Origin of the sequence: Actinorhabdospora filicis (assembly GCF_030269765.1) — a bacterium.
GTDB lineage: Bacteria > Actinomycetota > Actinomycetes > Mycobacteriales > Micromonosporaceae > Actinorhabdospora > Actinorhabdospora filicis.
This window is the reverse complement of sequence record NZ_BSTX01000001.1, coordinates 2,349,851-2,371,703: the sequence shown is the minus strand read 5'-3', so window position 1 is coordinate 2,371,703 and position 21,853 is coordinate 2,349,851. Positions and strand designations below refer to the sequence as shown.

Annotated in this window: 25 protein-coding genes; 16 read left to right on the top strand and 9 right to left on the bottom strand. The window is 71.3% G+C overall.

The genetic code is table 11. The features are described from left to right. Positions 1-89 precede the first annotated feature (89 nt). Together QSK10_RS11175 and QSK10_RS11170 are read left to right on the top strand one after the other, a co-directional pair. The gene (locus QSK10_RS11175) at positions 90-560 is read left to right on the top strand and encodes a hypothetical protein (RefSeq protein ID WP_285662568.1); all 471 of its coding nucleotides are present in this window, start codon (positions 90-92) and stop codon (positions 558-560) included. Positions 561-579: 19 nt separating this feature from the next. Then, a complete protein-coding gene (locus tag QSK10_RS11170; RefSeq protein WP_285662567.1) occupies positions 580-1,833 on the top strand; it encodes an MFS transporter in 1,254 nt (417 codons plus the stop codon). Here the strand turns inward: QSK10_RS11170 and QSK10_RS11165 are convergent. Further along, the gene (locus QSK10_RS11165; protein ID WP_285662566.1) at positions 1,749-2,327 is read right to left on the bottom strand and encodes a TetR/AcrR family transcriptional regulator; all 579 of its coding nucleotides are present in this window, start codon (positions 2,325-2,327) and stop codon (positions 1,749-1,751) included. The genes QSK10_RS11170 and QSK10_RS11165 overlap by 85 nt on opposite strands. A gap of 93 nt (positions 2,328-2,420) precedes the next feature. On the opposite strand from QSK10_RS11165, the gene QSK10_RS11160 reads away from it, so the two are divergent. After that, on the top strand, positions 2,421-2,603 hold the full coding sequence (locus QSK10_RS11160; protein ID WP_285662565.1) for a DUF6243 family protein: 183 nt from the start codon (positions 2,421-2,423) through the stop codon (positions 2,601-2,603). 43 nt (positions 2,604-2,646) lie between these two features. Beyond that, entirely contained in the window at positions 2,647-3,441 is a 795-nt protein-coding gene (locus QSK10_RS11155) for a sugar phosphate isomerase/epimerase family protein (protein ID WP_285662564.1), read from the top strand. 52 nt (positions 3,442-3,493) lie between these two features. On the opposite strand, the gene QSK10_RS11150 is transcribed toward QSK10_RS11155, so the two are convergent. Beyond that, complete coding sequence (locus QSK10_RS11150; protein WP_285662563.1) at positions 3,494-4,027, bottom strand: CGNR zinc finger domain-containing protein; 534 nt, start codon at positions 4,025-4,027, stop codon at positions 3,494-3,496. A 108-nt stretch (positions 4,028-4,135) separates the two neighbouring features. Between QSK10_RS11150 and QSK10_RS11145 the strand changes: the two genes are divergently transcribed. Continuing rightward, entirely contained in the window at positions 4,136-5,056 is a 921-nt protein-coding gene (locus QSK10_RS11145; protein ID WP_285662562.1) for a proline dehydrogenase family protein, read from the top strand. Positions 5,057-5,093: 37 nt separating this feature from the next. Here the strand turns inward: QSK10_RS11145 and QSK10_RS11140 are convergent, their stop codons facing one another. Further along, positions 5,094-5,903, bottom strand: a complete 810-nt coding sequence (locus tag QSK10_RS11140; RefSeq protein WP_285662561.1) for an NAD(P)H-binding protein — start codon at positions 5,901-5,903, stop codon at positions 5,094-5,096. 79 nt (positions 5,904-5,982) lie between these two features. On the opposite strand from QSK10_RS11140, the gene QSK10_RS11135 reads away from it, so the two are divergent. Genes QSK10_RS11135 through QSK10_RS11125 form a run of 3 tightly spaced genes read left to right on the top strand, consistent with a single transcriptional unit; the run spans position 5,983 to position 7,346 of the window. Continuing rightward, the gene (locus QSK10_RS11135) at positions 5,983-6,432 is read left to right on the top strand and encodes a MarR family winged helix-turn-helix transcriptional regulator (RefSeq protein WP_285662560.1); all 450 of its coding nucleotides are present in this window, start codon (positions 5,983-5,985) and stop codon (positions 6,430-6,432) included. Positions 6,433-6,478: 46 nt separating this feature from the next. After that, positions 6,479-6,862 carry a hypothetical protein gene (locus tag QSK10_RS11130; RefSeq protein WP_285662559.1) on the top strand — a complete coding sequence of 128 codons (384 nt, stop codon included), beginning with the start codon at positions 6,479-6,481 and terminating at the stop codon, positions 6,860-6,862. A gap of 16 nt (positions 6,863-6,878) precedes the next feature. Beyond that, entirely contained in the window at positions 6,879-7,346 is a 468-nt protein-coding gene (locus QSK10_RS11125) for a GNAT family N-acetyltransferase (RefSeq protein ID WP_285662558.1), read from the top strand. Between the two features lie 83 nt (positions 7,347-7,429). Here QSK10_RS11125 and QSK10_RS11120 read toward each other — a convergent pair whose 3' ends face one another. Both QSK10_RS11120 and QSK10_RS11115 read right to left on the bottom strand, forming a co-directional pair. Then, positions 7,430-7,648, bottom strand: a complete 219-nt coding sequence (locus QSK10_RS11120) for a DUF397 domain-containing protein (protein ID WP_285662557.1) — start codon at positions 7,646-7,648, stop codon at positions 7,430-7,432. Positions 7,649-7,670: 22 nt separating this feature from the next. Then, the gene (locus QSK10_RS11115) at positions 7,671-8,543 is read right to left on the bottom strand and encodes a helix-turn-helix domain-containing protein (RefSeq protein ID WP_285662556.1); all 873 of its coding nucleotides are present in this window, start codon (positions 8,541-8,543) and stop codon (positions 7,671-7,673) included. Positions 8,544-8,714: 171 nt separating this feature from the next. Here QSK10_RS11115 and QSK10_RS11110 point away from each other — a divergent pair, with 171 nt between their 5' ends. From QSK10_RS11110 to QSK10_RS11100, 3 genes are all read left to right on the top strand, one after another. Next, on the top strand, positions 8,715-9,053 hold the full coding sequence (locus tag QSK10_RS11110) for a hypothetical protein (RefSeq protein WP_285662555.1): 339 nt from the start codon (positions 8,715-8,717) through the stop codon (positions 9,051-9,053). Positions 9,054-9,456: 403 nt separating this feature from the next. Beyond that, entirely contained in the window at positions 9,457-10,869 is a 1,413-nt protein-coding gene (locus QSK10_RS11105; protein WP_285662554.1) for a gluzincin family metallopeptidase, read from the top strand. A 182-nt stretch (positions 10,870-11,051) separates the two neighbouring features. Beyond that, positions 11,052-11,501, top strand: a complete 450-nt coding sequence (locus tag QSK10_RS11100; protein WP_285662553.1) for a hypothetical protein — start codon at positions 11,052-11,054, stop codon at positions 11,499-11,501. Between the two features lie 470 nt (positions 11,502-11,971). Here QSK10_RS11100 and QSK10_RS11095 read toward each other — a convergent pair whose 3' ends face one another. Continuing rightward, entirely contained in the window at positions 11,972-12,226 is a 255-nt protein-coding gene (locus QSK10_RS11095; RefSeq protein WP_285662552.1) for a glutaredoxin family protein, read from the bottom strand. 326 nt (positions 12,227-12,552) lie between these two features. Here QSK10_RS11095 and QSK10_RS11090 point away from each other — a divergent pair, with 326 nt between their 5' ends. The 5 genes from QSK10_RS11090 (at position 12,553) to QSK10_RS11070 (ending at position 18,754) form a co-directional block, all read left to right on the top strand. Next, positions 12,553-13,260, top strand: coding sequence for a sigma-70 family RNA polymerase sigma factor (locus QSK10_RS11090; RefSeq protein ID WP_432705323.1), 708 nt, complete (start codon positions 12,553-12,555; stop codon positions 13,258-13,260). Between the two features lie 313 nt (positions 13,261-13,573). Beyond that, positions 13,574-14,533, top strand: coding sequence for a DUF5667 domain-containing protein (locus QSK10_RS11085; RefSeq protein ID WP_285662551.1), 960 nt, complete (start codon positions 13,574-13,576; stop codon positions 14,531-14,533). Between the two features lie 75 nt (positions 14,534-14,608). After that, a complete protein-coding gene (locus QSK10_RS11080; protein ID WP_285662550.1) occupies positions 14,609-15,436 on the top strand; it encodes an HAD family hydrolase in 828 nt (275 codons plus the stop codon). Beyond that, on the top strand, positions 15,433-16,068 hold the full coding sequence (locus tag QSK10_RS11075; RefSeq protein WP_285662548.1) for an HAD family hydrolase: 636 nt from the start codon (positions 15,433-15,435) through the stop codon (positions 16,066-16,068). The genes QSK10_RS11080 and QSK10_RS11075 overlap by 4 nt, the downstream gene beginning before the upstream one ends. Before the next feature lie 1,000 nt (positions 16,069-17,068). Beyond that, a complete protein-coding gene (locus tag QSK10_RS11070; protein ID WP_285662547.1) occupies positions 17,069-18,754 on the top strand; it encodes a serine/threonine-protein kinase in 1,686 nt (561 codons plus the stop codon). Here the strand turns inward: QSK10_RS11070 and QSK10_RS11065 are convergent. The 3 genes from QSK10_RS11065 to QSK10_RS11055 all read right to left on the bottom strand — a co-directional run bounded on the left by QSK10_RS11065 (position 18,751) and on the right by QSK10_RS11055 (position 21,615). Continuing rightward, the gene (locus QSK10_RS11065) at positions 18,751-19,689 is read right to left on the bottom strand and encodes a hypothetical protein (protein ID WP_285662546.1); all 939 of its coding nucleotides are present in this window, start codon (positions 19,687-19,689) and stop codon (positions 18,751-18,753) included. The genes QSK10_RS11070 and QSK10_RS11065 overlap by 4 nt on opposite strands. Positions 19,690-19,770: 81 nt before the next feature. After that, a complete protein-coding gene (locus QSK10_RS11060; RefSeq protein ID WP_285662545.1) occupies positions 19,771-20,316 on the bottom strand; it encodes an RNA polymerase sigma factor in 546 nt (181 codons plus the stop codon). 3 nt (positions 20,317-20,319) lie between these two features. Further along, a complete protein-coding gene (locus tag QSK10_RS11055) occupies positions 20,320-21,615 on the bottom strand; it encodes an SNIPE associated domain-containing protein (protein WP_285662544.1) in 1,296 nt (431 codons plus the stop codon). Between the last annotated feature and the right edge of the window lie 238 nt (positions 21,616-21,853).

Below are 21,853 nucleotides of genomic sequence, written 5' to 3'. Positions count from 1 at the left end.
GGGCGCTGACCGGGCGCATACCATCGGCTTACCGCCCATCGCCCTAACGGTGATAGACAGCCCTAGCAGTGTTAGTCCATACTCACGTCATGCGACCGAATCAGCACACACGAGGGGGCGGTTTAACCGCCGGGCTGATCAGTGTGGTGGTCGTCGGCCTGGTCGGATCGGGCTTCCTCGCGCTCTGCGCGTTGATGGCCGACTGGCATTTCATGGGCGGCGGCACCTCACCGGAAATGCGCGCCGCCGAGACCACCAACAAGCGGGTACTCGGGACGACCGCGCTCATCTGGTTCTACTCCGCCGCCGGGCTGGCGATCGTGCTCGCCTGCGCCGGACGCCGCCGCGCCTGGATCTGGCCGCTGGTGCTCACCATGGCCACCTGCTCCTGCGGGCTGGCGGTCCCGGTCGGGCGGGACGTGAACCACAAGGTGACCCTGGCGGTGGAGCTGCTGTTCCCGAAACCGGCGTGGCAGCCGCGACCGGAGGAGGAGCAGCCGGTGGGCTGCTTCGGCGACAGCCCCGCCGACGCGGGCAACCCGCGCTGCAAGGGCGGGTGAGCACCGGTAGCCTCCCCGAGTGCCCACCGACTTCCGGCGACTCTGGATCGCCTACGCCACCAGTGAAGCCGGGACCTGGATAGGGCACGGCGCGCTGCCGCTCATCGCGGTCCTGCTGCTGGACTCCCCGGCCTACCAGATCTCGCTGCTGGCCGCGCTCGGCGCGCTGGCGGGCGCGGCGCTGGCGATCCCGGCCGGGCCGTGGGTGGAGTTCCGGCGCAAGCGGCCGGTGATGATCGCCGCGGATCTGGCCCGCTTCGCCGCGCTGGCCTCGGTTCCGGCGGCCGTGGCCCTGGACGCGCTCACCTATGCGCAGTTGTGCGCAGTGGCCGTCATCGGGACGGCGGGCGCGATCGTGTTCGCCGCCGCCAGCGGCGCGCACCTGCGCGACGTCGTCCCGGCCGAGAAGCTGGTCGCGGCCAACGCGAGGTTCGAGACGACAATGTGGACGGCCGTCACCGCCGGGCCGCCGGTCGGCGGTCTCCTGGTCGGCTGGATCGGCGCCACCGCCTCGATCGCGGTCGACGCGGTGTCCTATCTCCTGTCGGCGCTGGGCGTCACACGGCTGCGGACGCCCGAACCGGCGCCACCGCGGCGGCGGGCGCGTGACCGGGGCGTCGCCGAGGGCTGGCGGCGGATCGGCGCCGACCCGCTGCTGCACCGTCTCCTGTGGAACTCGCTGCTGTTCGGCGGCGGGATCATGATGACCTCGCCGCTGCTGGCGGTGTTCCTGTTGCGGGACCTGGGGCTGGGGCCCTTCGAGTTCGGGCTGGCGATCGGCGTGCCCGGCCTCGGCGGGATCCTCGGCTCGCTGCTGGCGCGCCGCCTGAGCGGGCGCTTCGGCGAGCGGCGGACGCTGCTCGCGCTCGGCGTCCTGCGGACACTGTGGACGCTCGTGCTGCCGCTGGCGCCCAAGGGGACCGCGGGTCTGGTGGTCGTCATCGCCGCCGAGACGGGCCTGCTGATCTCGGCGGGCGTCTTCAACCCGGTTTTCGCCGCGGTCCGGCTGAAGGCGATCGCGCGGGAGCACACCGCGCGGGTGCTGGGGGCGTGGTCGGTGAGCACGAAGCTCGCGCAGCCGCTGTTCATGGCCGCCGGCGGCGTCCTGGCGACGCTGCTGGGGACGCGGGCCGCGCTGGCCGTGGCGGGCGCGATCGTGCTGGCCACCGTCGCGCTGCTGCCGTGGCGTCAGCGCAGTCCGGACGCCACCAGCCGGACCACGGCGTCGGCGTACGCGTCGTCCAGCGGGCCCAGTCCCAGCGACCAGCGGTAGTAGATCGCGCCGAACAGGACCTCGGCGGCCACCTCCAGGTCGGCGTCGGCGGCGACCTGCCCGGCCTCGCGGGCGCTGGCCAGCCGGTCGCGCGCGGAGGCCAGGGCGGGACCCAGGTAGCGTTCGCGGTAGACCTCGGCGAGGGCCGGGTCGGTCTGCACGGCCACGTTCATGGCGCGGGTGGACGCCTGGATCTCCGGTGAGGCCATCTCGGCGGCGGTCAGGCGCATGACCTCGCGCAGGTCGGTGGCCAGATCACCGGTGTCGGGCAGGGCGGCGCCGTTGGGCGTGTCGCCGATGAGGGAGTCGAGCACGACGGCCCCTTTGGACGTCCACCAGCGGTAGATGGTCTGTTTTCCGACGCCCGCGCGGGCGGCGATGGCCTCGATGGTCAGCTTGGCGAAGCCGTACTCGGCGACGAGTTCACGGGCGGCTGTGAGAATGGCCTGCCGGGACTTTTCACTGCGCCGGACGGGCGGCTTCTTGTCGGTCACCCCGACAGCCTATCGCAAGACGAGACGTATCGTCTTGACAGCGGTGATCGGCACGGGCATACTCAGCAGCGAAACGAACGTAAGGAGCCACCGATGGCCAGGACACGCGACGGAATGCTCGGGCAGGGCGGGCAGCGACGCAAGATGTCGTCCAAGGACTTCAAGGGCGACCCGCAGCTCGCCGACCGCGCCGAAGCCGAAGAGGGCAAGGCCGCGATGTTCGCGCGGATCAAGGAGATGCGCGAGAAGCGCACCAAAAAGGACGCCGCCGAGTAAGGCGGTCACGGCGAACGGGCGCACCCCGCGTACCCTGGACAGGGTGTCCGCGAGCGGTGCGCCCATTCTCTTGTCCACGTCCTCGGTCTACCCCGAACCGACCGCGGTCGGTTTCGAGCTGGCCGCCGAGCTGGGCTACGACGGCGTCGAGGTCATGGTCTTCACCGACTCGGTGAGCCAGGACTCCGACACGCTCGCCCGGCTCTCCAGGCATTACGGCGTCAAGGTCGGCTCGGTGCACGCGCCGTGCCTGCTGATGACGCAGCGGGTGTGGAGCCCGGACCCGTGGGAGCGCCTGCGCCGGGCGGCGCTGATGGCCGAGAAGCTGGGCGCGTCCACGGTCGTGGTCCACCCGCCCTTCGCCTGGCAGAAGAGCTACGCGGCCGGTTTCGCCGAGGGGCTGGCCAAGCTGGCCGAGCGCTTCGCGCCGATCCGCTTCGCGGTGGAGAACATGTACCCGGTGAAGATGGCCGGGCGGAAGTTCGTCCCCTACGCGCCGCACTGGGATCCCACGATCGAGGGTTTCGGCGCCTACACGCTGGACCTGTCGCACTGCGCGGCCTCGTCCACCGACGCCTTCGCGATGCTGACCCGGATGGGGCCGGACCTGGCGCACGTCCACCTGGGCGACGGTTCGGGTCCCGGGCGCGACGAGCACGCGGTGCCCGGGCGCGGCTCGATGCCGTGCGCGGAGGTGCTCAAGCACCTCGGGGAGATCGGGTTCCGGGGCACGATCGCGGTGGAGGTGTCCACCCGCAAGGCCGGCCACCGTGCCAAGCGCGAGGCGGACCTGGCCGAGAGCCTGGCCTTCGCGCGCAAGCACCTCGTCTACCCCTAGACACAAAGAAGCGCGGCGGCCATCGGGACCGCCGCGCTCGACTTCGGGTAGGTCAGGAAGCCGCCGCCCCGGCGACTTCCTTTTTGCGGGCCCGGTGCGCGGCGACGTGCGACCGGGTGGCGCACCGCTCCGAGCAGAAGCGGCGGCAGCAGTTCGAGCTGGTGTCCAGGTACACCTTGGAGCATCTCTCGTCGGCGCAGATGCCGAAGCGCTGGCCGCCGTAGCTGCACAGCCACACCGACAGCCCCCACACCGCGCCCGCCAGGTACTCCGACGCCACGGTGGCGCCGCGTCCGGTGACGTGCATGTGCCAGTTCTTGTTCGGATGCCCCGAGATGCGCGGCTGGACGGGGTAGGTCTCCAGCAGTGTGTTCAGAATCTCCACCGCCGCCTCGTCCTGGCCCGTCGAGCCGTGCTCGAACACCTCTCGCAATTTCTTGCGGGCGCGTTTGAAGGCGGTCAGGTCTCGTTCGGTCGCGCGGTCGCGCCAGTATTCGCGAGACAGCATGTCCCGCAGCGCTTCCAGATCGGCCAGGTCGGTGTTGACCAGATCCGCGGCGGTCTGCGCGTAAGCGTCGAAGTCCACCTCACCACGGTAGGGCAAAGATGGCTGAGTAACCAGTACAACACCACAGGGCCCCTTACTGGTATGCCGACCTCGCGGATTCTCCCCCTAGCAGTTACTCTCGGCCTCATGCTGCGTTCGGTAATCCTCGCCGCCTCCCGGAACAAATGGGTCGAGCGGCGTGTCGAGACAACCCCCATCAGCCGCGGGCTCGTGAAGCGGTTCGTGGCCGGCACCACGACCGCCGACGCCGTGGCCGCCACGCGTGCCCTGGTCGACGACGGGCTGCTCGTCACGCTCGACTACCTGGGCGAGGACACCTTCAACACGGCGCAGGCCGAGCACACGCGCGACGAGTACTTCAAGCTGCTCACCGCGCTGAACGCCGACGGCCTGACGCACGCCGCCGAGGTCAGCGTGAAGCTCACCGCCCTCGGCCTCCTCTTCGACCCCGAGGGCGCCTACCTGAACGCCAAGGCGATCTGCGACGCCGCGGCCGAGGTCGGCACCACCGTCACCGTGGACATGGAGGACCACACGGTGACCGACGCCACCCTCGACATCGTCAACCGCCTCCGCGAGGACCACCCGTGGGCCGGTGCCGTCCTCCAGGCCTACCTGCGCCGCACCGAGGGCGACTGCAAGGAGTTCGCGGGGCCGGGCTCGCGCGTCCGCCTCTGCAAGGGCGCCTACAAGGAGCCGGAGTCGGTGGCCTACCAGGCGCGCCTGGACGTCGACCGCTCCTACGTGCGCTGCATCAACGCGCTCATGAACGGGCAGGGCACGCCGATGCTGGCGACCCACGACCCGCGCCTGATCGAGATCGCCAAGGACCGCGCGAAGTGGTTCGACCGCGACAAGGACTCCTTCGAGTTCCAGATGCTCTACGGCATCCGCCCGGCCGAGCAGAAGAAGCTGGCCGCCGAGGGCCACAAGGTCCGCGTGTACATCCCCTACGGCGACGAGTGGTACGGGTACCTCATGCGCCGCCTGGCCGAGCGCCCGGCGAACATGGCGTTCTTCCTGCGCGGCGTGGCCAGCAAGAAGTAGTCGTGAGGGCGGCACCGTTTCCGGTGCCGCCCTTCTTTCACAGCGCGCCGACCCAGTCGGCGTAGCCGCGCGGCGCGCGTCCCAGCAGCTCGCGGACGGTGGGCGTGACCACGCCCGTCCGGCCCGCGCGCGTGGCCTCGTGCAGGTCGCGGATGGCCGCCGCCAGCTTCGGCGGCATGCCCGAGGCGAGCATCCCCCGCTCCGCCTGCTCGGGCGCGACGCCGGTGACGCGCGCCTCCACCCCCAGCCGCGCCGCCAGGACCGCCGCCTGCTCGGCCACCGAGAGCGGCTCCTCGCCGGTCAGGACGTACGCGCGTCCCTCATGGCCGCCGCCCAGGACCAGCGCCGCCACCTCGCCGATGTCGGCGGGGTCGATCGTGGGGTAGCGGGCGTCACCGTCGGCGTGGACGACCGGGCGTCCCGCTTCGAGCTCGCCGATCCAGCGGGCGGTGTTGGTGGCGAAGTGCGAGGGGCGCAGCAACGTCCACGCGATGCCCGAGTCGCGCACGATCGCCTCGCGCTCGGCGTGCTCGGCGCCCAGCAGCGGCAGCGGATCGAGCGTCACGCCGATGCTGGACAGCAGCACGATGTGCTTCACGCCCGCCTCCTTCGCGGCGTGCACCGCGTTGCGGGTGCCGTCGGGGGAGAAGACCGGGTCCATCAGGAAGAGCTTCTCGACGCCGGCGAAGGCGGGCGCGAGGCTCGCCGGGTCGGCCAGATCGCCGACGGCGACCTCGACGCCGGGCAGCGCCCGGGCGGCGTCGCGGGTGAGCATGCGGGCCGGGACGCTCAGGTGCCGCAGCAGCGCGCCGCCGACGTGGCCGGTGGCTCCGGTGACCAGGATCATGGGGGTGGTTCCTTTCGTTAGCCGTGCAACGAAAAGAACGTTAGCCGGGCAATGATTAGCCGTCAAGTAGTCTGTCGCCATGACCCTGCCCAGCGGCTTCATGGACGAGTTCACCCGCGCGACCAAGCTCGTCCGCGCCCTCGCCGACGCCGGACTGCGCAAGCACGGGCTGCACCTCGGGCAGAACCTCGTCCTGGCCGCCCTCGCCCGCGAAGACGGCCGCACCCCCGGCGAACTCGCCGCCACCCTGAACGTCACCACCCCCACCATCACCAAGATGGCCACCCGCATGGCCGCCGCCGGGCTCCTCACCCGCCGCCGCGACGACCGCGACAACCGCCTCGTCCGCCTGTGGCTCACCGACGCCGCCCGCGAGCTGTGCCAACCGGTGGAGGAGCAGCGCCGCGCCCTCTCGGAGAGCCTGCTGGCCGGACTCGACGACGAGGACCGCGCGCGGCTGATCGACTTGCTGCGGCGGGTATCGGAGAACGCGGGCAGGCTGCACGACGGGCCGGTGGACCACGAGTGAGGCGGGTGTAGGTTCGGCGTGCCCGCGCCGTGCCCGGAGGTGAACCGTGCCCGACCTCGCGATCGACTGGAGTCCCGGCGGAGCCCGCCACCGGCGGCTGGCCGAGCGGGCCGCGATCTGCGCGTGCTGCTCGCTCGCCCCCGGCCTGCTCATGATCGCGCTCGGGCTCCTCGCCTCGTCCTGGTTCAAGGCGGTGTTCCTGGGCGGAGCGCTCGTCGTGCTCGCCGCCGCGATCCTGCTCCTCATCGCCGAGTGGACCAGGCTGCCCGCCCGGGCGATCGTGGCGGTGACGTGGGCCGCGATCGCCGCACTCGCCGTGACCGGGGCGCCGATGCTGCTCGCCAGATTCCTCGCCTGCGCGGCGATCTTCCACGTCCTCGCCCTGGTCATGGCCGTACGCGTGCTGACCGAACACCGTTCTTTCTGGTGACCCGCAGGAGCCCCCGATGATCACCCTCACCGTCCGCCCCCTCGAACGCGCCGACCTCGTCCCCACCCTCGCCTGGTCGGGCGGGCCCGGCTACCTCGGTGAGCTCGCCTCGCGCCTCGACGACGTCGAGCGCGGCGAGATGGCCTACCTCGCCGTCGTCGCGACCCTGCCCGTCGGGCTCGGCGGCGTCGTCTTCGGCGGGGACGCCGGGTGCATCATGCAGCTGGCGGTACTGCCCGCGCTCCAGTCGCAGGGCGTGGGGACGATGCTGATCGCCGCGCTGGAAGCCGAGATCGCCGCGCGGGGGCTGGCGCGGGCGGAGCTGGACGTGGAGATCGTCAACCCGCGCGCCCGGGCGCTCTACGAGCGGCTGGGTTACACGGTGATCGGGGAGGCTGCGGCGAGCTGGCCGCAGCGGCGTCCGGACGGCACCGAGTACCTGTACGAGACGACGGTGCTGCGGATGGCGCGGGCGCTGGAGTGACGCGCGCGCATGAAAAGAGCGGAGGCCCGCACCCACCCCGGCACGGACCACCGCCCCTATAACTTACCGCGTCCGGCCTCTGACTAGCCGTCGAATCGCCCGGACTTGATCTCCGCCACGAAACCGGCCCACGCGGCGGTCTCGAAGGGCACGATCGCGCCGACCGCGGGGTCGACCTTCGAGTCGCGCACGCCGACGGCGTGGCCGAGGACGGCCACTTCAACGCAGGCGTTGTTGGCGTAGCTGCGCTTGCTCTTACGCCAAATGGGCGTGGTGATGGGCGTGCTGAAGATGCGCTTCATCGTTTTCCTGTCGTGTTTCATCTCATGCCGCCGCCTCCGCGATCAGCTTCCACGACAGTTGGGGACTCAGCGCGGCAGCGGACAGGCGGTCGAAGATCTGGCTGCACCGCTCCACGTCGACTGGATCGTCCATGACGTAGTGACCGGCGAAACCTTCACAGTTCACAACCGCCGGATCGGGCTTTTGGTGATGCATTATCTGAAACGATCCCGCCATCGCCTCGTGCGCGCCATGGTCGAAGGACAGGATCTGGAGCCGGATATTGGGCAGATCGGCCAGTTCCAGGAGGTGCCGCAGCTGCCGCCGCCACACCTCGTCCCCGCCGATCTTGTAGCGAATCGCCGCCTCACCCAGCACGAACGCGCAGTCGGGTCCGCCGGCGCCGGTGAGCAGCTTCTGCCGGACCTGCCGGACCTCGACCTGCCGGAGGCGCTCGTCGCCGCCGAAGGAGGGCTCACTGCCGCGTATCAGCGAATCGGTGAACTCGGGTATCTGCAGGACGCCGGGCACGGTCGACATCTCGAACCAGCGGATGGAGCGGGCCACCGACTCGAACTCGATGTAGCGGAGGTAGGTGCGCGGCAGGTCGGTGTACTTGGTCCACCAGCCGCTGCGGTCGCGGGTCTCGCGCGCGAGGTCCACGAGGCGTTCGCGCTCGGCGTGATCGCCGAGGCCGTAGAGGTCCATGAGCTCTTCGAGGTCACGGCGGCGGACGCCGACGTCGCCGTTCTCGATGCGGCTGATCTTGGACGGCGAGCAGTCGAGCCGCTCGCCGGCGGCCTCGCGGCTGACGCCGGAGGTCTCGCGCAATCTGCGCAGGGCGATGCCCAGTCGTCGTCGGCGCAGGCTCGGCGAGGTGCGGACCTCGGTGCCGTTGGCGGTGCGTCCGGTCATGGCGAGCGCCTCCCTCGTCGCCCCTTCCCCGGGTGTTCGCGCTGGTACCACACCTCGGGGCCGGGTAAACGGATATCCCATCGATATGCTTGCGCCGGCAGTCTTCGCATGCAACCCTCCTGCTAGGACAACGACACAGGTCGGTACAGGAAACGCGTGAGAGGACCCGCGATGGGCGCAGACGACGCCGACCCCCTCGAAGACCGGGACGGCGCGGTCGGCGTCACCCCGGTCGAGCTTCTCTCATACGCCTCCGATCAGCCCAGGCGCTTCTTTCTGCACCGCTGGGCCGACGCGTCCGGGGTCTCCGGGACGGGACGCGTCGCATACGGCGTGGCCTGGCCGGACGGTCGCGCGATCACCCGCTGGATCGGGTCCGGGACGGGTGTCTCGCAGATCTGCGTGTGGGACTCCATCGACGAGATCCTGCGCATACACGGCCACGGCGGGGCCACCGAGCTCCACTGGCTGGACGCCGAGCCCGCCGGGGACATCGTGACCCAATCGTGACCTTGTCCATTGGTCGGCGTAACGGTCGGAACATACGTTCAATCTGGTGAACTCCGACCCGCAGCAGCCGTCTTGGCAGTCGCACCCTCACGGCGTGCCGCCGTCGGGTGGCCCGGCGCAGCCCACGCCGACGCCCCCGCACGCGCCTCAGCCGTGGGGTGGTTCGGCGCAGGTGCCCGATCCGTCCGCCCGGCCCCCGGCGGACCCCCGACCCCCGACGGACGCTCCACCGCCCGTGGAGAACCGGTCGCCGTGGGCGACACCCTCGCCGGCCGCCTCGCCGCCGCCCCCATCTCCCTACGCCCGGCCCGAGCCGGGGCCGTACGCCCGGCCGGGCGCGCAGCCGTGGGCCTTCGGCCCGGCCGCGCCCGACCCGATGGCGGCGGCCCCCCAGCCTCCGCCGGTGATGACCCTCTCGTACCCGCCGTACCCGGGCGCGCCCGCGGCGGGCATGAGCGCGACCGGGCTGCCGTACTGGCTGCCGGGCGTCCCCCCGAAGCGCAGCAAGTGGGGACGCCGTGTCGGGCTGATGCTGATGGTGGTCGTCCTGGCGGCGGGTTCGCTGCTGGTCGGCGCCATCATCGGCCGGACGCCCGTCCAGCTCAATGAGGCCCTCGACCCGGTGCCGCCGCGTCCCTCCGACAGCGCCTCCGACCGCGAGTGGGAGAACTACGTCGGTCCCGCCGCCCTGGCGCTGCTCAAGCGGCAGAGCGAGGCGCTGCTCAAGGGTGACGAGAAGGGCTGGCTGGCGCCCTACGACGCCGACGACAAGGACCTGATCAAGGAGCAGCGCGACCGGTACGCCTCGCTGCGCAACCTCCAGGTCACCAACTGGCAGTACCGCATCGACGGGACGCCCGACGCGCGCTCGAAGACCGGCGGCGTCCACAAGTTCGACATCGACCTGGTGGTCGGCTACTGCTTCGGCGCCAGTGACCCCAAGGCGTGCCTCCCGACCGACGTGTACCTGCCGACCAAGTGGGAGGTGGGCGCCGACGGCCCGCACATCACCGGTGTCGACGAGTCGCCGGCCAACCAGGCCGGCCCGCGTCCCTTCGAGGTCAGCGACTTGGTGGCCGAGTCCGGCGACCGCGTCATCGTCGCCGCGCCGCCGCAGTACAAGAACCGGCTGAGCCAGGCCGTCGACGTGGCCGAGAAGGCCGCCGAGAACGCCGACAAGTACGCCCGCTGGCAGAAGGTCGACCGCTACGTGGTCTTCCTGGCCGGCGAGAAGGAGTTCTCGCAGTGGTACGGCACCGGTGACATCGGCCAGAACGTGGTCGGCTTCGCGCTGCCCCTGGGGTCCATGAGCGAGAAGGGCGTCTGGCAGCAGACCGGCATCGAGGTCGTCATGCACGTCGAGCGCCTGGGCAACCGCGAGGAGTTCACCTCGACCATGCGCCACGAGTTCGGGCACGTGGTGACGCTGCTCGGCAGCGCCGACGTCCAGCCGCAGCCGGAGGACTTCTTCCTGAACGAGGGCATCGCCGAGTACATCGACTACGGCGACGGCCCCGTGAGCCGCTACCCGCGTCTGTCGAACGTGACCGACTACCTGTCCCGCTCCAGCTGGAACGGCTCCCTGGAGGGCGTCAAGAAGACCGACGACGGGCTGACCGGCTCCGCCAAGTACGGGATCGCGTTCATGGCCGTGAAGTACCTGATCGACACCTACGGGCAGGACAAGTTCTTCGAGTTCTACCAGAAGGTCGGACGCGAGGGCGAGGCCGCCGACGGGGTCTCCTCGGCGACGTTCGGCGAGAGCTGGACGAACGTGCAGAAGAAGATCGAGGACTACGTGCGGTCCTCGGCCTAGCCGCCGTTTCACGAGACGCCCGTCCGGGATTCCGGGCGGGCGTCTTTTCGTGGGGCGGATGGCGGGGCGGGGTTACGGGTATCCAACGGCCGGCCACCGGTTCCCGCGTCCGGGACCCCGGGCCGCGGGAGCCGTCGCGGCTCCCATCCAGCGCGCCGGGAGGCGCGGAGAGCAGGCGAAGGATGGTCGATTCGGCCCACAGGGAGTTCGTCCGCGCACACATTCTCGGGGAGACCGACCGCGCCGAGGCGATCCTCGCGCGGATCCCCGCCGAGCAGGAGAAGGACTACCACCTGTTCCTGTCGGCGCTGGTCAAGCTGCTGCTGGACCTGCGGTTCGGCGAAGGGGACATGACCTACCGGGACATCACCGGGCTGGTGGCCGAGCTGGAGGACGACCACCGCAACGACACCCACCCCGTCGAGCCGTTCGCCGTCGAGGGGTACCTGCGCGCGCTCAACGGCGAGGAGCGCTTCTTCACCGAGATCCCGCTGGGCGAGCAGGTCCGCGCGCAGTTCCTGATCATGTCGAAGATCGCCACGCAGGCGCCGGACGTCATCCCGAACGTCGACGAGTACCTGACCAGGGCGGAGGCGGAGTACCTGCGCATGGTGAAGGACGCCGAGGGCTAGCCGCGACCGGCCGTCCGCGGTGGGGACGGCAGTACACGCGGGGACCGGACCGGTCCCGGCGCGTGGAAGGCCGCCCTCGATCACCCGTCGTCCACAGGCCGTTGGGGAGTTATCCACAGTGAACGCCACCCACATTTGACAGCCGCGCGTGACCGTCTACTAAGCTCATTTCAGACATCTCGCACGACCGAGTCACCCGGATGCGCCACCGGTCCCGAACCCGTCCGCGCGTGTGGCGGAGCCTCGCCGCGGAGCGCGTCCGGCCGTCCTTGCCATAACGACGACTTTCGATTTCCCGATTCGCCCGTACCGCGTCACGCCGTTCAGTGGCGACGGTCATCCGGTCGCTCACCGAATGGCCCGCCGAATCGTTCTGTGAACCGCTCACCGAAGCGCGGTTCATCGATCATTGCCGATCCCTTTCGCACTTTCCGATGTCGCGCACGGCCCCGCTTCGCGAAGCCCGGTGATCAGCCTCCCGTCAGGTCCCTCACCAGGCGTTCCTCCTCGACCTCCCAGTACCCGTGCTCGCGTCCGTCCAAAATCACCACCGGCAGCCTGTCGCCGTAGTCCCGCCACAAGTCCATCCGGTCCGCAAGGGACACTTCCGCCCAGTCCGCGCCGGTTCGCCGCGCCACTCGCGCCATCGCCGCGCGTGCCTCTTCGCAGAGGTGACATCCGGGCGAGGTGAGCAGTACGACACGCGCGGGCCAATCGTCACTCATCGGAGGTGTTTCCCTTCACTCGCAAGGCTTTCCCATCGCAGGTCGGACGGTATACCTTCACCTGATCGGGTGAGCGCACGAACGTGAATCGCACACCTTGTCCGTTCCGATCATGGACGGACAGAGGACACAATCTCTGCGTTGTGTAGTCAAGTCCACACAGTTCGGTGGGTCAGGCCCTATCATGATCCGGGTCGGCGCCCCCGTGACCTTGGGTTCCGACAAACCCCTCACCCGAGGAGGCAGGTTAAGTGCCCGGTTCCGCGCACGTAGTCACCGATGAGCTGCACATGGCCCGGCTCGCCCTTACTCAGGGGCTGACCGCCATGCGGCAGATGCTCGCGGCGACCATCCACGCCGAGGTGGCGACCGCGAGCGGCCCGGACGCGGCCGACGACACCGTGGTCGCGCGCCCCGTGCGGGCGCGGACGCCGGAGGTCGGAACCAGTGGTGGTGGTGACGACGAACAACCCAGAGATGAGATCTGGGATCTGGTGCGCCGCGCCCAAGGTGGGGACGCGCAGGCGTTCGGCAAGATCTACGACAAGTACTTCGACATCGTCTTCCGCTACATCTACTTCCGGGTCTCGAACAAGAACCTGGCGGAGGACCTGACCAGCGACACCTTTCTGCGCGCGCTCAAGCGCATCGGGTCGTTCACCTGGCAGGGGCGCGATTTCGGCGCCTGGCTGGTGACCATCGCCCGGAACCTGATGGCCGACCACTTCAAGTCCGGCCGCAACCGCCTCGAAGTCACCACCGCCGACGTGCTGGACGCCGACAAGGCCGACTCCACGCCCGAAGGCGATCCCGAGGCCGCCGTGGTCGACAAGCTCACCAACGCGACCCTCTTGGCCGCCGTGAAGGAACTCAACGAGGACCAGCAGGAGTGCATCGTCCTCCGCTTCCTCCACGGCTTCTCCGTCGCCGAGACGGCCCGCGCGATGGGCAAGAACGAAGGCGCCATCAAGGCTCTGCAGTATCGTGCGGTGCGCACACTCGGCAGGCTGCTGCCGGAGGGATTCGGCCGATGAGCCGATCCGCGACGAACCGCGCGGGTGATCGTGAGAATACGTCAGATGTCCGACACTTCAGGCTCGGCGCGTGCGTGAGTGAGCACACCCTCCACGCGTTGGCCGTAACCGGAACCGCCCTGTCCGCGTTGAATCGGATACAAGCGGCGAGAGGGGGTGTGCAATGACGCCAGGACCGTTTGGACGAGCCCGCGCCGAACGATTCGCGCAGCTCCTGGATGAGGCGCAAGGCGGCCCTCACAAGCACATCAAGACGACCCATGACGAAGACCTCGCACCACTGGTCGAGGTAGGCGGACGACTGCAGACCGAGATGGCCGAGCTCTCCGAGCTCATGGCGCCCCGCGCGGAGTTCAAAGCCGCGCTGCGTCAGCGGCTGCTCGCGGTCGCGGCCGTCCAGGGCATCGGCGACACCGCCGAGACCACCACCGAGAAGACCGAACGGCCAACCCGCCCACCATGGCGCGGACGCCGGCTGATCGTCGCGCTCGGCATCGTCGTCGGCATCCTCACGCTGTCCGGCGTCTCCGCCGCCAGCGGCGAGGCGATGCCCGGCGACCCGCTGTACGACGTGAAGCGCAGCACCGAGGCCGCGCAACTGGCCCTCGCCGGATCCGACGTGAACCGCGGTCAGCTCCTCCTGGAGTTCGCCCGCAACCGGCTCACCGAGGCATCCGCCGTCGCCAGCGACCCGGCCGCCGTCGATTCCACGCTCGACGACATGGACGAAGAGACCACGCAGGGCGTGGCCCTGCTCACCGGCGCGGCCGTGGACCGCACCGACGACGGCGTCCTCGACGCGGTCGACTCCTTCGTCACCACGCAACGGGCCGACCTGGTCGACTTCGTCGCCTCCACCGCCGCCGACTCGCGGGTTCGCGGCCTGGAGTCCCTGAAGCTCCTCGACCAGGTGCAGGAACGCTCCGAGAAGCTCCGCTTCTCGCTCCTGTGCACGGCCTCCGGGGACGCCCGCATGGACCTCCTCGGCCCCATCCCCCTGCCATGTTCGGCCGCGCCCGACCCGGGCGCGCACGAACCCGACCCCGTGGCCACCGACCCGCAGGCGAGCCGCGACTCCCGGCCCGGCACCGATCCCGAGTCCTCCCCGAGCAGCACGCCTCCCGGCGGCAAGGACGACACCGGCCACGGCCCCAAGGGCCCGCTGGTGTCGCCGAGCCTCACCCCGTCCCAGACGCCTTCCGAGACGTCCGGTAACAACGGGGGCCTCCTGGGCACGCTCGGCGGCATCCTCTCGGGTCTGCTGGGTGGTTGACCACAGTTTTTCGGGGTGTCACCGTCAGGCACTACGCTCGTATGGTGACACCCCGGCCCAGATGGTGAGTGAGCTGTGAGCGACCTGGACGTCCGTCCGCCTGTCACCGACCTCTCGTCGGCGGCCTTCTTCGACGTGGACAACACGCTCATGCAGGGCGCGTCCATCTACTGGTTCGCCCGCGGACTCGCCGCCCGCCGCTTCTTCACCGGCCGCGACCTCCTCAAGTTCGCCTGGCAGCAGGCCCACTTCCGGCTGCACGGCAAGGAGAACCACGACCACATCGCCGACATCAAGCAGTCGGCCCTGGCCTTCGTCGCCGGACGGCGCGTGGACGAGGTCGTCGGCATGTGCGAGGAGATCTTCGACGAGCTCATCGCCCGCCGCATCTGGTCCGGCGCCCGCGATCTCGCCGAACGCCACCTCGACCGCGGTGAACGCGTGTGGCTGGTCACCGCCACACCCGTCGAACTCGCCGAGATCATCGCCCGCCGTCTCGGCCTCACCGGCGCCCTCGGCACCGTCGCCGAGATCCAGGGCGGCCGCTACACCGGCCGCCTCATCGGCGACATCATGCACGGCGCGGCCAAGGCCGACGCCGTCCGCGCGCTGGCCGCGTCCGAGGGCCTCGACCTGTCCACCTGCACCGCCTACAGCGACTCGTCGAACGACCTCCCGATGCTCTCCGCCGTCGGCCACGCCGTCGCGGTGAACCCCGACACCGACCTGCGCCGCCACGCCCGCGCCAACGGCTGGCAGATCCGCGACTTCCGCAGCGGCCGCAAAGCCGCCATGCTCGCCCTCCCCACCGCGATCGCGGCCGGAGCGGTCGCCGGCGCCGTCGCGGGCGGCTTCGCCCTGCGCCGCCGCAGCCAGAGCCGCCGGGTAGCCTCTCGCGAATGACACGCCACCTCGTCTGGGACTGGAACGGGACCCTCTTCGACGACCTCGCCGCCGTCGTCGCCGCCACCAATGACGCCCTCGTGCACGCCGGTGGCAACCCGGTGACCGCCGACGAGCACCGCGAGCGCTTCCGCCGTCCCATCGCCGACTACTACGGCGACGAGCTAGGCCGTCCCGTCCTCCCCGAGGAGTTCGCGCTCCTCGACCGTGTCTTCCACGACTCCTACGAGACCCACCGGCTGGCCTGCAAGCCCGCCGTGGACGCCTTCGACGCGATCGCCGCCTGGCGCGGCTCCCAGTCGCTGCTGTCGATGTGGCACCACACCAACCTCGTCCCCCTCGTGGAGGCCTTCGGCCTCACCCCCCTCCTGGCCCGCGTCGACGGCCTCCGCGGCGCCGGTGGCGGCCCGAAGCTGCCCCACCTCGTCGCCCACCTCGAAGCCCAGGGCATCGACGCGGCCGACGTGGTCCTGATCGGCGACTCCGTGGACGACGCCGACGCCGCCCTCTCGGTGGGCGCGAAGGCGATCCTCTACACCGGCGGCTTCACCGCCGAGCGCAAACTCCGCGCGGTGGGCGTGCCGGTCGCGGCGAGTCTGCTGGAAGCGGTGGACCTGGCGGGCCGGGGCTAGTACCCGGCCGGGGCCGCGCACGGCGGACCCGCACCGATCCCGGGCCGGGCCGCCGGGCTCCGGGGGCTGGCGACCCGCGCACCCGTGGCCCAGGCGCCGAGCGCGCATCGGGGCGGGTGACGAAGACAGGGTGAAGGCCGTGTGCGTTGCCCGACCAGCGGCTGGACGGGGTGGCCGCGCCGACGGATGGTGGCGCCAACGGACGCGGGGTCGCCCCGGGGACGCCGACACGGCCTAGAGGCCGGTGGGGGCATGCCGCGGTGGTCGGCGCGAGGGCACCTCGGGGGATGCCGACACCCGGGCCGCCGCCCATCGGCCGCCACCTGCGTACCACCGTCGAGGTGGGCGGCGCGCTGACGAACCCGCAGGGGCGAGGGCCTCGGGCCGCAGGGGATGACGAGCCGTGGACCACCTGCGGTGAGCGGCGAGAGCGGATGACCGCACGGCGGTTCCACGGGGACGCCGCGGCGCGCCGGGAAGGCCGCCGCTCGCCGGAGTGGCACGGCGGCACGGGTTCTGCCGACCCGGAACGGGTGTCAGCGCGTGGTGAGGGGCCACACGGGTTCAGGTGTGTGAGCGCGTTCGGGCATGGTGCCCCGCTACCCGGCAGCGGACTCGACCTCCGGCAAGGCGGCCTGTCGGGACAGGTGCGCGCGGGGCGTGCCGTGACGGAGCATCCCGTGAGCCGTGAGCCGTGAGCCGTGAGTTGTGGCCGGTCGGCCGTCGGCCGCGGGCGCGCCCATGCGTGGCCGCGCGTACGACGTCGCGGCGTGGGGCCGGGCCGCGTCTCTTGCCCGTCGGCACGCCTGGGGCTCCGGAGCGGTGAACCGGAGGCGCGGCGCGCGGCCTTCTCCCCCGGGCGGGCGGCGGGTCGTCGGCTTCACACGCGTGTGACGAACCACGGGTGGCGGGGGCGGACTACGGGCGGCGGGCGGCGGCCCGTGCGGCAGGCGGTGAGCGCCCGTGCGGCGCATTAGAACCCCCGACCTACCCTGGCCATGTGCCCTCACAGCCAGGCCGCCCCGATCACCCCGATCACTCCGACCTCCCCGGCCGTCCCGATCAGCCCGGTCATCCCACCGGGCTCGGGCGGCTGCGGGTCGAGCGGTTGCTCGGCACCGGGTCCTTCGCCACGGTCTGGCTGGCGCGGGATCCGGATCTCGACGCGTTCGTCGCGGTGAAGGTCCTCGCCGAGAACTGGGCGCACGATCCGGGGGTGCGGGAGCGGTTCATCACCGAGGCGCGGCTGCTGCGGCGCCTCGATGACGAGCGGGTGCTGCGGGTCCACGGGGTGGGGGAGACGGAGGGCCGGCCGTACGCGATCCTCGCCTACGCCGATCGGGGCAGCCTGAAGGACCGCCTGAGGCAGGGTCCGCTCGCCCTCGCCGAGGCCCTCGGGCTGCTGCGGGAGATCGCGGCGGGGGTCGCGGTTCTGCACCGGGCGGGGGTCGTGCACCGGGACCTGACGCCGGGCAACGTGCTCTTCCAGTCGCGGCCGGACGGGTCCACGCGGGTGCTGGTCGCCGACCTGGGCCTGGCCAAGGACCTCGCGGTCGCCTCCGGGTTCACCGCCGCGGCGGGCACACCGGGGTACATGGCGCCCGAGCAGGCCGATCCGCTGGCGATCGTCGACGCGCGCGCGGACGTGTACGCGCTCGGCAAGCTGGCCGCCGAGCTCGGGGTCACCGTCGAGGGCGCCACCGCCCACGACCCCGGCGACCGACCGGCGGACGCCGCCGCGTTCGCCGCGGCGCTGGAGCCGCTCGCCCAGCGGACGGCGGTGCCGCGGCAACCGGCTCCGCAGCACATGGGTTCGCAGCCCATGTCTCCGCGACCCGTGACTCAGCAGCCCATGACCCAGCAACCCGTGACTCAGCAACCCATGAGCCCACAGCACATGGGTTCGCCGCCCGGGGTGCCGCAGGCCGGGGCGCCGCGACCCGCGGGTCCACATCAGACGGTTCCACCGGCCGGGGCGAGGCAGGGCATCGTCCCGCAACCCGTGGCGCCGCAACACATGGGTCCGCCGCACATGGGGCCGCAGTCCGTCGTCCCGCAGGCCGCGATTCCACAACCCGTGGCACCGCAACACGCGGGTCCGCCGCACATGGGTGCACAGCCCGTCGTCCCACAGGCCGCGATTCCACAACTCGTGGCGCCACAGCCCGCGCGGCGAACCTCCGCCGGGCGGTCCCTCGTCCGCCGCCGCGGCCTGCTCATCGCGGGCGCGGGCGCGGCCGCGCTGCTCGCCGCTGCGGGTGGCGGCACGGCATGGCTGCTCACGCGGGGCGGGACGGCCAGTGCCGGGCCGCTGAGCGTCGTCGTCCCCGAGGGCTGGGAGGCCGTCACGTCCACCTGGGCCGGGCATGGGGACGCGCCGGGCATTCTGCTGTCGCCCGCGCCGGACCGGTGGGGCGAGGTGGGAGTACCCGGGGCCTTCGTCGGGTTCGACACCGGGCTGGCGGCCACCGTCCCACGCGATCACGTCGCCGCCATCGGGCATAACGAGTGCGGGACCCCGACGACACGGGTGCTCGGGGGGTGGGCGCTCGCCGAGTACGCCACCTGCGCGAAGGGCCCGGCGCCGCTCGTCGAAGCGGCGGCACCGGGCCTGATCTACGCGCAGGTGGCTCCCCCCACCGTGGGCTTCACCGACGCGTTCCTGCAGGGGATCACGATCACCTAGGGAACGGGGATCGTCAGCCGCTGAGGCGCGGAGCCCTGCCGTCCCCACTCCACGGCCACCTGGCCGGAGGCGGGCACGTCGAAGACGACGTAGTCGTGCGAGGACGCACCCGCGTCCACCTTGTTCGCGCTGGACAACTCCGGCAGGCCGCTCTGCAGCTTGCCGTCGACCACGAGCCGGACGTCCTGGTCGTAGACGAAGCAGCCGTTCGAGGACGCCGCCGCGGTCAGCGTCACCCCCAGGTACAGCTTCAGCCGGTCCTTCGCGGCCTGCTCGGTGTGCTCCGAGATCCCCTCGTGCTCGAAGCCCACCCAGTGCGCCAGGTACGCCTTCTCCGGCTTCACGGTGAGGACGCAGTCGTCATAGCGCACGGTCAGCGTGCTCGTCAGGTTCAGGGTCTTGGGGTACTCCGGCGCCGGTACGTTCCCGGTGAGCGGCAGGCGTTCCCGCCGCGCGTCGGGCTTCCCCAGTACCAGCGCCGGAGCGGTCATCGTCCCCGGCAGCTCGAAGGCGTACCAGCCCTCCGCGCCCGCCCCCGGGTCGAAGGCGCCGGTGATGTCGTCATCGGAGTCGCCGAGCGGGATCTCCTTGCCGTCACCGGGATCCAGGTAGATCCCGTCGTCCAGCAGCAGCATCGCGTGCTGGAGCCGGTTGGTGACCTTGACCCGCAGGTAGACGGCCTTCTTGGTGAGCGTCGAGTCGGCGCCCCAGCCCGCCGGGACCCGCGTCCCCACGGACATGCCGGTCACGTCGATGTCGGCGTTCATGTACGCGACCGAGCGCGCGCTGAAGCCGTCCGGGGCACCGGCGGCACCCGCGTCGGCGTCGCCGCTCTCCCCCGAGAGCGGGCCGACCGGGTCGATCTTGCAGCCGGCCAGCAGCGCCAGGCACAGACCGGCGACGGCGAGGCGTTTGGTCACAGTGGAAGCGGGCATGGTGGGCGTTCCCCTCGTTGTTGGTTCGTCACAAGGTTCGTCTCCGGCCCCACGCGATTCGTTCGGTGAGAGTGACCGGCATCACGCGAGGGCTTCGCGCAGGCGGCGTCGCCCCTCATGCGCACGGGTGCGCGCGGTGACCTCCGGCAGGCCCAGGAGCTCGCCGATCTCCCGGTACGGCAGGCCCAGGACGTCGCGCAGCGCGATCACCTCCGCGTACATCGGGCCCACCCGGTCCAGGCCCTCCAGGAGCGCGATCCGGTGCCCCGCCAGGACGCTCGTGCGGCGGGAGTCGACCAGCTCGGGCGGCAGCGCCGACTCCATGTGCCGCCGCCGCAACGCGCGATAGGTGGAGCGGGAACGGTTCGCCGCGACCCGGTGCAGCCACGTGGTGAAGGCCGCGTCGCCCTTGAACTCGCTGATGCCGTGGGCGACCGCCAGCAGCGTGTCCTGGCAGGCCTCCTCGGCGTCCCGCGGATCGGGCAGGAACCGCGCGCACAACCGCAGCACACGTGGACGGACGGCGGCCAGCAGCCGCGCGAGGGCGGCCGGGTCGGACGGGGCCGCGCGGGCGAGGGCGTCGAGATCGCCGGGGTCGTCAGGGGTGCCAGGGGCGTCGGGGGTCACGACTCAGTCTAGGGAGGGGACACCAGCGTTGCGGCTGATGCGCCACTCCTCGGCCTCGGCCTCCTCGTGGTACTCCAGCTGGTGCGTGCGGTCCACCCGCTGGAGGATCTCGCGGACCTCGGCGGGCGTGGCGTGGAAGAACTCCCGCCGCAGGTTCACGCGGTTGACCCGCCTGTCGGCGAGCTCCTGGTGCAGCCGTGTCTCCAGGCCGACGGCGTCGTCGCTGAAGATCAGCGCGTGGACGTCGAAGCGGAACGGTACGGACGCGTCTCCCAGCTCGCGGACGCGGTCGAGCGGGTCGAGGCGGCGGGTGAGGCCGACCTTGACCATGGACTCCCCGAAGGCGCCGAGGTTGGAGATGACGTAGACGTAACCGGCGCGGATGTTGGCCTCGCGCGACTCGACGGAGACGAGTTCGGCGTCCAGCTCGGCGAGCTTGGCGTGGATCTCGCGGGCGGCCTCGTCGCCCTCGTCGTAGCGGGCGAGGACACGGGCGTAGTGGGCGTGCTCCTTGCGCAGGCGCTCCTTCTCGCGCTCGAACTCGCGGGCGGCCTTCTCCTCCTCGCGCTGACGGGCGCGTTCCTCGGCCCGGCGCTCCTTCTCCTCGGCGAGCTTGGCGAGGTGATCGGACGTCAGGGACAGCTCGCGCTGCCGGAGGCGGTGGTATTCGGGGGTGATGTGGATGTTCATCGTCTTGCCGAGCTTGGCGATGGTCTCCACGGTCTTGTGCAGGCGATCGAGCGCCGACTGGAGTTTGTACGGCCTCATGCCGCGCACGAGGGTGTCGGCCTCGGCGTTGTACGCGCGCAGCATGAGTTTGGAGAAGTCGCGGACCATGCGCCTGCCCTCGGCGGCGGAGTTGTTCACCGTCCAGCTCGTGGTGGCCGCCACCGCGCCGCCGTTGCGCGCGAGGGTCTTGTAGGCGTCGCGGAGGGTGTCCAGCTCGGCCTTGTAGGCGACGGCGTCCTCCAGTGGGTGGGAGTACTCGTAGATCCCGGCCTCCTGCAGGACGGCGATGTCCTCGGTGGCCACGACCTGCCGTTTGAGCGCGGCGAGGGCCGCGCGGCGCTCGCGGATCTGCTCCCCGAGCGAGGCCACCTCGCCGGACAGCACGCCCGCCTGGGTGGCCAGCGACTCCGCGTCGACGCCGGTGGCGGCGCGGGCCCACGTCCACAGCGCCCGGTTCTCCGCCTCGACGGCGTCGAGGCGGCGGCCCTTGCCGAACACACCGCCCTGGTGCGCGACGGGAACGGGCAGGGGCGGGAGTCCGGTGGGGGAAGCGGACTCCGTTTCCGTCACGGGTGGTGCCGGAGGGGCGGTCGGTGCGGATGTGGCGGAGGCCGGCGCCGGTACCCACCACTGCCAGCCCTGCGGTGCCGGGGGAAGCCCGGGCGCGGGCTGCCACCCGGGTGGTGGCCGCCAGCCGGCCGGAGGCGTTGGCCAGCCGGGCGGCGGGTTGAAGGCCCAGTCATCGTGTCCAGCCGCCATCGGTGCCTCCCACCTCGCGTTTCTCTCGTACGACCCTCAAGCCGTACCG